Origin of the sequence: Paraburkholderia sp. (assembly GCF_036488505.1) — a bacterium.
In the GTDB taxonomy this organism is placed as follows: Bacteria; Pseudomonadota; Gammaproteobacteria; order Burkholderiales; family Burkholderiaceae; genus Paraburkholderia.
The window spans coordinates 1-7818 of sequence record NZ_DASXHN010000330.1 but is presented as its reverse complement, the minus strand read 5'-3'; the positions used below and the strand labels follow the sequence as shown (position 1 = coordinate 7818).

Below are 7818 nucleotides of genomic sequence, written 5' to 3'. Positions count from 1 at the left end.
CCAGCGTGGCGCCGTTCAGTGAACCTGGTATGGCGGCGGAGTTGCCCGACTCGCCCGGCGCGCCGACCAGTGCCGATAGCGCCGCGTCGACGCCCGGCGCGCCGCACGGCGACCCGCGCAAGCGCACGGTTTCGCGTGGCGACGCGCAGCCGGTATTGCATCCACCGGCGACGACCGATCCGGCCGATGCAGCCGACCAACCGCAACACAACGACAAAGCGTCGACGCCATCTGTGCCGGTGCCGCCGGAAACCGCCAGCGTCACGTCGCATTCGCTGCGTCTGGACGGTCGCAAGCTCGACTACACCGCGACCGCTGGTAATTTGCTGCTGCACGACGACAAGACCGGCGCGGCCAACGCGAGCGTTTTTTATATCGCTTACACGGTGCCCACCAAAACACCGTCGGCGCGCCCCGTCACGTTTCTGTTCAACGGCGGCCCCGGCGCCGGCAGCGTGTTCCTGATGATGGGCTCGTTCGGGCCGCAGCGCGTGCGTACGTCGAGCCCCGCGAGCACGCCACCCGCGCCATACACGCTCGGCGACAATCCGGACAGCCTGCTCGACACGACCGACCTCGTGTTTATCGACGCGGTCGGCGCGGGGCTGTCGAAGCCGGTCGGTCACGGCACCGGCAAGGACTTCTGGGGCGTCGATCAGGATCTGCGCGCGTTTGCGCAATTCATCGATCGTTACCTGACGGTGAATCAGCGCTGGAATTCGCCGAAATATCTGCTCGGCGAGTCGTATGGCACCGCGCGCGCCGCGATGCTCGCGTATGCGTTGGGACAGAACAATATCGCGCTGAATGGCGTGATCCTGCTGTCGTCGGTCCTCGATTCTTCGGCGTTCTCGCCGGGCTCCGATTTCAAGAGCGAGAGTTATTTGCCGAGTTTCGCGGCGATTGCGTGGTATCACGGCAAGATCACCCCGAAGCCCGCGAACCTGCCGGCATTTCTCGACGACGCGCGTGCGTTCGCGCGTGGATCGTATGCACAGGCGCTCGCGCAGGGCGACGCGTTGCCCGCCGACCAACGCGATGCGGTCGCCGCGCGCATTGCGTATTTCACCGGTCTGGACGTGGGCTATGTAAAGCGCAATCGTCTGCGTCTTTATCCGGGGCGTTTTCGCAGCGAATTGCTGCGCGATCAGTCGCGCAGCGTCGGCCGTTACGACGCGCGCTTCGAAGGAATCGATTCCGACGACGCGTCCGAGCATCCGGACTTCGATGCGTCGGTGAACAGCGTGTCGAACGCGTTCAACGCGTCGCTCCATCAATATCTGGCGGAGGATTTGCACTTCACGCCCACGGAGCCCTACAAGGTCTTCAACGACGATGCGCTGAAGCAATGGGACTGGAAGCATCGGGAATGGTGGGGCGAGCGTTTGCAGTTGCCGTATGCGGCCGGCGATCTGGCCGAAGCGATGCGGCAGAACCCGCAATTGCGCGTGATGTCGCTGAACGGCTATTTCGATCTGGCCACGCCGTTCTACGCGACCGAATATGCGCTCGCCCATCTGGGCATCGACGAGCCGCTGCGCGAAAACGTGCGGCCCGCTTACTATCCAACCGGTCACATGATCTATCTGGACGATGCGGCGTTGCACGCGCTGCGGCACGATCTGGTGAGCTTCTACACCGCGCAGCCGCACTGAGGTTGTGCTTCGTTCGCGCGCAACGGGTTGCGGCAATGCGCGGCGCTCACTCGCTCGACGCGCAAGGGCCACCGGTATAATTCGACGCAGTGTGAAGCAGCCGTTGCCGGCTGCTTCGTCAACCGCCTCACCGATTGCAGCCTATGCCATTCACCCCGATCCCGTCCTTCACACGCAAGCGCATCTCCGACGTGGTGTCCGAACAGATCAAGCAACTGATCTCTGAGGGCACGCTGATGCCCGGCGACCGGCTGCCGGCTGAACGTGATCTTGCGGCGCAACTCGGGGTTTCGCGCCCGTCGTTGCGCGAGGCGCTGATCCGGCTCGAAGCGGACGGATATATCGAAACCTCGGGGCGGGGCGGTTTTACGGTAGTCGACGTGACCGCGCCGATTATCTCGAAGCCGCTGGCCGAACTGCTGTTGCAGAATCCGCGTACCAGTGCCGACATTCTGGAGCTGCGCCAGGGGCTCGAAGCGATTTCGACGGTTTATGCGGCGCAACGCGCGACCGCGGCGGATCTGCAGCGCATCCGTGCGGCGTTCGAAGCGCTGCAGGCCGCGTCGTTGGCAGCCGATCGCGTGAATCTCGCCGAGCTGGACGCCGCCTTTCACCTCGCGATCGCCGATTCGACGCACAACGTCGCGCTCGCGCACGTGATGCACGGCATTCATACGCTGATCCGCGAGGGGATGCTTCGATACCACCGGTTGATCGACTACGACGACGCGATGGAAAAGCAGTTGATGAGCCAGCATCGGGCGATTTACGACGCGGTCGTCGCGCGCGACGCGCAAAAGGCGCGCAAGGCCGCAGAACGGCATCTGGCCTTCGTGCGCGAAATCTACAACGGCGATGCGGCAACGCCGCCGGCAACCGTGAATCCCTGAGCCCGCGCCAGGCGCGCGCAACACGCTGCAACAGGCTGCCAGGCCGACGATTGACACTGTCATGGGACTTTTCTATAGTCTTGGTCAGACCAACATGACCAGACTGGCCGGAATGCCGGAACTGGCATCAACTGGCATCGCCACCCGCCGCCGTTTTTTCCAGATCGCCTATGAAAGTCGCGCTGTTTATCCCGTGTTTCATCGATGCGTTCCACCCGGAGGTGGGCATTGCCACGCTCGAACTGCTCGAACGCTTCGGTATCGACGTCGACTATCCGCAGGAGCAAACCTGTTGCGGCCAGCCGATGGGCAACAGCGGCGCGCACGCCGATGCGGCGGCCACCGAGCGGCTGTTCGCGCGCAACTTCGCGGGTTACGACTACATCGTCGGGCCGTCCGCGAGTTGCATTCATCACGTGCGCGCGCATTTGACCGCGATCGAGCAGACCGATGAGGTGAAGAAGGTTCGCGCGAGTGCTTATGAACTGGTCGAGTTCCTGCACGATGTCGTCGGCGCGCGTGAATTCCCGTGGGCGGAATTTCCACATCGTGTCGGTCTGCACAATAGCTGCAGCGCGTTGCGTCATCTGAACGAGGCGTCGGTGTCGGAAATCGCCGGTACGCCGTTTTCGAAGCCGCGCACGCTGCTCGAAGGCGTCAAAGGCATCGAGTTCGTCAAGCCGGCGAGGCCCGACGAGTGCTGCGGCTTCGGCGGCACGTTTTCGGTCACGGAAGAGGCCGTGTCGGTGCGCATGGGCCAGGACAAGGTGCGCGACCATCTGAATGCAGGCGCCGAATACATCGTGTCCGGCGACATGTCGTGCCTGATGCATCAGCAGGGTTGCGCGGAACGCATGAAAGCCGACGCGCGTTTCATTCACATCGCACAGGTTCTCAATGGAGCGCGCGCATGAGCCGCGGCAATCACCGCATTGACCACGCGAAGGCGGCGGGCGCGTTCATTCAGAAAACCGGGCACGTCGCGTTTCACGACAAACGTCTGTGGGATTTGCGCGAGAAACGCGATGCGCAGGCGCATGGCATCGCCGAATGGGAAACGCTGCGCAGCCTCGCGTCGGGTATCAAGGAACATACGCTGTCGCATCTGGCCGACTATCTGGAGCAGTTCGCGTCGGCAGCCGAGGCCAATGGCGTGGTCGTGCATTGGGCGGCGACCGCCGAAGAGCACAACGCGATCGTTCATCAGTTGATGTCCGAGCGCGGGATGACCACGCTCGTGAAAAGCAAGTCGATGCTGACCGACGAATGCCGGATGCGCGAATACCTCGAACCGCGCGGCATTACCGTGATGGAAACGGATCTGGGCGAGCGCATCCAGCAACTCGATCACCAGGACCCGAGTCATATGGTCGTGCCCGCCGTGCACAAGTTGCGCGCGGACGTGGCCGAACTGTTCGGCCGCACGATCGGCACCGATCCGAACAACAGCGACATTCACTATCTGGCCGAAAGCCAGCGGATGCACACGCGGCCGTATTTCGTGCGCGAGAAAACGGCGGGCATGACCGGCTGCAATTTCGCGGTCGCGGAAACGGGCACGATTGTCGTCTGTACGAACGAGGGGAATGCGGATCTGTCGGCGAATGTGCCGCCGCTGCATATTGCGTCGATCGGTATCGAGAAGCTGATTCCGAAGGTGTCGGATCTCGGCGTGTTCATCCGCATGCTGTCGCGCAGCGCATTGGGCTCGCCGATCACGCAGTACACGTCGCATTTCCGGGCGCCGCGCCCGGGCACCGAGATGCATTTCATCCTCGTCGATCACGGCCGCGCGGAACGGCTCGCGATGCAGGACTTCTGGTACTCGCTCAAATGCATTCGCTGCGGCGCGTGCATGAATACCTGTCCGGTGTATCGCCGCAGCGGTGGACTATCGTATGGCGGGACCTATTCCGGGCCGATCGGCGCCATCATCAATCCGACCTTCGATCTGAAGCGCTATAGCGCGTTGCCGTTTGCGTCGACGCTCAATGGCAGCTGCACGAACGTATGTCCGGTCAAAATCAATATCCACGAGCAGATCTATAAATGGCGCGCGGTGATTGCCGAGCACCATGAAGTGCCGTTCGTGAAACAGGAAGTGCTGAAGATGGCGGGGCGTCTGCTATCGAGTCCGACCTTGTATCGCGCAACCGTGTCGTCGATGGGTAGCGCATTACGGCGGCTGCCGAATTTCATGCTCTATAACCCGCTCAATATCTGGGGCAAGCAACGCGAATTACCGGACGCACCCAAGCTGACTTTTCATGCGTGGTACAAAAAGAATCGTGGGGGTGGCGATGGCAACGCGTGAGGCTTTTCTCGCGAAAGTCCGTGCCGCGCAACCGCCGGCAACGACTCGCCCCGACGTGCCGCTGTTCGACTCGCCGGGCGGCGATCCGCGCGCACGCTTTACCGCGGCGCTACAGCTAATGGGCGGCACCTGTATCGAAGCGGCGAGCGCAAGCGACGTCACTGCATTGATTCGCGAGCGCTTTGGCGCGTCCGCATCGATTGCATCGGCGACTGCCGAGGTGCCGGGCACGCGTGCGATTTCGGCGAACACGGAGCCGATTTCGCTGCAAGACATCGACGTCGGCGTGGTGCGCGCACGCTTTGGTGTCGCCGAAACGGGTTCGGTGTGGTTCAGCGAGCGCGAGTACGTGGTCAACGCGCTCGGCTATATCGTCCAGCATCTGGTCGTGCTGCTCGATCCATCGCAGTTGCTCGATGGACTGCAGGACGTTTATCGCCGCGACGACTTCCGTGACGCGCGCTATGCGGCGCTCGTCACCGGACCCTCGGCGACCGCCGACATCGAGGGTGTGTTGATCCGCGGCGCACAGGGTGTGCGTTCTCTGACGGTGGTCTGGATCGCGGCCTGAATTCCGGCCCGGATCTCAGCCCAAATCGCGACCTGGATAGCGACCCGACCCGTCCGGCCGCGGATTACCGCAATGCGGCTAGCGCCTGGCTGCGGTAGCGGACTTTGCTATCATCACTGTATAAACATACAGGTGATGCAAAACCCGTGGCAACCGCTGCTCAGCCGGAGATCCGCTCCGGCGTTCCTTACTACCTGCTCAATTTCGAGCGCGCGCTTGCATGGCTCGCCGCGCGCTACCACGATCTGCTCCACGACGACGAATACAGCTTTCTGACGGCTTTCGCGGGCTTGCCGCAAGCGTCGCGCGCGCTGCTGGTTCGCATGCTGATGCGCAAGGGCCCGCTGTTTCGCGCGAGCCGCCTCCAGTACGACGAGATCGGCTGTCCGTTGCAGGCCGCGCTGCCGATGACCGTGCATGGCTGGGTCGATGCCGAGCCGCTGCTATCGCTCGACGACCTGTTCGCGCTCAGCACGCGCGCGCAATTGCTGGAAATATTCGACCAGCCGATCGCGCTGATTCCCGGCGCCAAGACGTTACGCAAGCCGGAACTGCTGGAAACCCTGCGCGCGTATTTCGAAAGCCGCGACGGCGGCGCTTTCTGCGCGCGCCGCCCGCTTGCCGCATGGCACGGCGGCACCACCGACCACGTACTGCAGGTCGTCATCGCACCGCTGTGCGACCGTCTTCGCTTGATGTTTTTCGGCAATCTGCACCAGGACTGGTCGGAATTCGTGCTGGCCGATCTGGGTGTGTTCCAGTACGAGAAAGTGGCGTTTGCGCCGTCGTCGCGCGCATTCCAGCAACGCGCGGACGTCGATGGCTATCTTGCGCTGCATGCATGCCGCGACGCGCTGGAACGGCTGCCCATCGACGATTCCGCGGCGGCGCTGCGCGAACTGATTACGACCGTCCGCGCAATCGAAACCGACAACCCATGGCTCGAAACGCGTCGCGCGAAGCTGCTGTTCCGGATCGGCCAGGATTGCGAGAAACGGCAGCAGTGGAGCACGGCATTGTCGGTGTACGAGGTGTGCGCGTGGCCGGGCGCGCGTCACCGGCGCATTCGCGTACTCGAACGCAGCGGGCGCTGCGACGAAGCATTTGCGCTCGCGACGCAGGCGGTTGCCGCGCCGCACAGCGAGGAGGAAGCGCAGCGCATCGCGCGCATGTTGCCGCGCCTGCGGCGCAAATGTGGCGCGCCGGCGCAGCGCACGCACGCGGCGCGGCCCGTCGAGCGCAGCACGTTGGTGCTGCCGAAGCCCGACACCCCGCAGGCGGTCGAGTACGTGGTGCGAGACCATCTCGGTTGCGACGCCGCGCCGGTGCATTACGTCGAGAATGCGCTGATCAATTCGCTGTTTGGACTGCTGTGCTGGGAGCCGGTATTCGCGGCGCTGCCCGGCGCTTTTTTTCATCCGTTCCAGCGTGGTCCGGCCGATCTGCACGCGCCGGATTTTCATGCGCGCCGCGCCGGCCAGTTCGCCGCATGTTTGGCCGAACTCGATACCGGCGCCTATCGCGAGACGATTTTGCGGCATTGGCACGGCAAGGCGGGAGTGCAGTCGCCGTTCGTGTTCTGGGGGCTGCTGACGCCCGAGCTTGTCGAGCTCGCGCTCGATTGTCTGCCGGCCGCGCATCTGAAGCTATGGTTCGAGCGCTTGCTGTGCGACATCGGTGGCAATCGATCCGGCTTGCCCGACCTGATCCGTTTCTGGCCGGCCGACAAGCGTTATGAACTGATCGAGGTGAAGGGGCCGGGCGACCGGTTGCAGGACAACCAGATTCGCTGGCTCGCGTACTGCGCGCGGCACGACATGCCGGTACGCGTCGTCGATGTACGCTGGGCTGGCCATGACGAGGAGGTCCAAGCGCAGACGGCCGCGCCGATCGAAGCGCGGACAGAAGCGCGAACAGCAGCGCCGATCGCAACGGAGCCCGCCCGATGAGCTACGTGGTAGCCGTGCGCGCGATGTGCGAATTCACCGCGCGACGCGGCGATCTCGACCTGCGCTTCACACCCGCACCGACATCGCTCGAAGGCATAGCAGGCCACGTGACCGTCGCCGCGCGGCGCGCCAGCGGTTACGAAAGCGAGATCACGTTGAGCGGCACGCATCGCAACCTGACCGTGCGCGGCCGCGCGGACGGTTACGACCCGGCAGGCAACCGGCTGGAAGAGGTGAAGACGTATCGCGGCGAACTCGCGCGCATGCCGGCGAATCATCGCGCGCTGCATTGGGCGCAGGCGCTCGTGTACGGTCATCTGCTGTGCCGTGCGCGCGGGCTTGCCGGCTTGACGGTCGCGCTCGTGTACTTCGATATCGGCAGTCAGAAAGAAACGGTGCTCGCGCAACAGCACAGCGCGCGCGAACTCGAAACCTTCTT

The 7818-nt window shown here is 63.7% G+C and carries 6 protein-coding genes and 1 pseudogene; all 7 read left to right on the top strand.

Annotated elements, in window-relative coordinates; genetic code table 11:
* The first annotated feature begins 5 nt into the window (after positions 1-5).
* Positions 6-1655, top strand: coding sequence for a S10 family peptidase (locus tag VGH68_RS19215; protein WP_414696966.1), 1650 nt, complete (start codon positions 6-8; stop codon positions 1653-1655).
* Positions 1656-1798: 143 nt separating this feature from the next.
* Positions 1799-2545 carry a FadR/GntR family transcriptional regulator gene (locus tag VGH68_RS19210; protein ID WP_331605269.1) on the top strand — a complete coding sequence of 249 codons (747 nt, stop codon included), beginning with the start codon at positions 1799-1801 and terminating at the stop codon, positions 2543-2545.
* Between the two features lie 170 nt (positions 2546-2715).
* Positions 2716-3459: a (Fe-S)-binding protein gene (locus tag VGH68_RS19205; RefSeq protein ID WP_331605268.1), complete on the top strand. Its 744-nt coding sequence runs from the start codon at positions 2716-2718 to the stop codon at positions 3457-3459.
* Positions 3456-4859: a lactate utilization protein B gene (locus VGH68_RS19200; RefSeq protein WP_331605267.1), complete on the top strand. Its 1404-nt coding sequence runs from the start codon at positions 3456-3458 to the stop codon at positions 4857-4859. Before VGH68_RS19205 ends, VGH68_RS19200 begins: the two co-directional genes overlap by 4 nt.
* On the top strand, positions 4846-5430 hold the full coding sequence (locus VGH68_RS19195; RefSeq protein ID WP_331605266.1) for a LutC/YkgG family protein: 585 nt from the start codon (positions 4846-4848) through the stop codon (positions 5428-5430). Before VGH68_RS19200 ends, VGH68_RS19195 begins: the two co-directional genes overlap by 14 nt.
* A gap of 146 nt (positions 5431-5576) precedes the next feature.
* Positions 5577-7379 (top strand): VRR-NUC domain-containing protein, encoded by a 1803-nt coding sequence (locus VGH68_RS19190; protein WP_331605265.1) that lies wholly within the window; start codon positions 5577-5579, stop codon positions 7377-7379.
* Positions 7376-7818, top strand: a pseudogene (locus VGH68_RS19185) (ATP-dependent DNA helicase); the annotation flags it as partial. The gene VGH68_RS19190 and the pseudogene VGH68_RS19185, both read left to right, overlap by 4 nt.

Excerpts from the sequence above, each read along its gene's own strand:
- VGH68_RS19195 (WP_331605266.1), top strand. The coding sequence starts at position 4,846 with ATGGCAACGCGTGAGGCTTTTCTCGCGAAAGTCCGTGCCGCGCAACCG.
- VGH68_RS19210 (WP_331605269.1), top strand. The coding sequence starts at position 1,799 with ATGCCATTCACCCCGATCCCGTCCTTCACACGCAAGCGCATCTCCGAC.
- VGH68_RS19205 (WP_331605268.1), top strand. The coding sequence starts at position 2,716 with ATGAAAGTCGCGCTGTTTATCCCGTGTTTCATCGATGCGTTCCACCCG.
- VGH68_RS19200 (WP_331605267.1), top strand. The coding sequence starts at position 3,456 with ATGAGCCGCGGCAATCACCGCATTGACCACGCGAAGGCGGCGGGCGCG.